Source organism: Aquimarina sp. (assembly GCF_977115655.1).
On the sequence record NZ_CDSBKO010000149.1, the window covers coordinates 1 to 1,478 of the forward strand.

Consider the following 1,478-nt stretch of genomic DNA (forward strand, 5'->3'; position numbering starts at 1 on the left):
TAACAATTTTTCTTTACGCACAGTAGATAACCCAGATTTATTATACGCTTTTAAAAGTTTACGATTCGTTTTAAGTTTTTTATCAATTGTGTAATATAAAGCTTCCTCTCATTTACGTTTTTGATATTGATGTGCAGATTTGCAATGTATGGAGCAATATTTCTTATCAGATCTACCGATAATTTTAGAATTGCAGTGTGGATATATATTCATAATCTCAAATTAATTAAATAGTATACGAATCCTATTCGAATGTTATTCGACTAAAATACTACTATGATTTTTAAATACTGCATTTTTGTATCATGAACCTCACCAAACATATCACTTTAAAGCATTTGTTGATTAATAACCAAAAGATGATTGGGTTACAGTTTTATCCTGATAAGGTGATCCAGGCATTGATAAAAGAACTCCCCAATCCTAAGTGGAGCAGAGAGTTTGCAATGGTGTATATCATTCATACCAAAGAAAACTTAAATCAGGTTTTTGAGAAATTTAGAGGAGTGGCTTGGATTAACGGAAATTCCTTTTTTAAAGAGAAAGTTATACGAGATAATGAGCCTGTAGATGTTAACCGGTATCGAAACAGAACTAAAACAGCTTCTTATAAGTATGTGCCAGAAGCATATCTTCTGAAATTAGAACTCAAAAGATATGCCTTAAACACCTGTAATATATATATCTCGTTATTTGAGAAGTTCATAAATCAGTATCCAAATAAGGATATTTTAGAATTATCCGAACAGGAGATAAGAGCATACTTACAATTACTTATTCATCAAAACAAATCCAATAGCTATATTAATCAAACGATTAATAGTATTAAATTCTACTACGAAGTGGTGATGGGAATGCCCAATCGGTTTTATAGTATAGAAAGACCTAGAAAACAGCAGAAGCTTCCACAAGTAATATCGAAAGAAGAAATTCTCTCTATGATTGAACATACAAATAATATAAAGCATCGTTGTATTATAAGTATGTTATATTCTGCTGGATTAAGAAGAAGTGAACTATTAGATTTGCAACTAGAAGATATCGATAGTAAGAGAATGTTGGTTTTTATTAGAAATGCGAAGAATAATAAAGATCGCTATTCCTTACTCTCGGAAACGGTATTAAAAGATTTAAGAGTATATTATAAACAATGGAAGCCAAAAAAATATTTATTTGAGGGAGTATTAGGACAAAAATATTCTGTAGAAAGTATTGCCAAGATTGTTAGAAGAGCAGGTGAAAAAGCATGTATTAGAAGAAGAATAACTCCTCATATACTAAGACATTCTTTTGCTACCCATCTTTTAGAAAATGGTACTGACCTAAGATATATTCAAACTCTTTTAGGGCATAGTAGCACAAAGACAACTGAAATTTACACGCAAGTTGCCGTAAATAATTTTAAATCAATTAGAAATCCCCTAGATTTGTAATAAATATAATAGATATATGTGTACTGGTACACATATTCTATTGTT

Annotated in this window: 1 protein-coding gene; it reads left to right on the plus strand. The window is 30.1% G+C overall.

Annotated elements, in window-relative coordinates; all coding sequences use genetic code 11:
* The first annotated feature begins 305 nt into the window (after positions 1–305).
* On the plus strand, positions 306–1,433 hold the full coding sequence (locus tag ACZIYX_RS23925; protein ID WP_462684773.1) for a tyrosine-type recombinase/integrase: 1,128 nt from the start codon (positions 306–308) through the stop codon (positions 1,431–1,433).
* The last annotated feature ends 45 nt before the right edge of the window (positions 1,434–1,478 follow it).

Bases quoted from the DNA above. Each gene is read 5' to 3' on its own strand.
- ACZIYX_RS23925 (WP_462684773.1), top strand. From the start codon at position 306: ATGAACCTCACCAAACATATCACTTTAAAGCATTTGTTGATTAATAAC.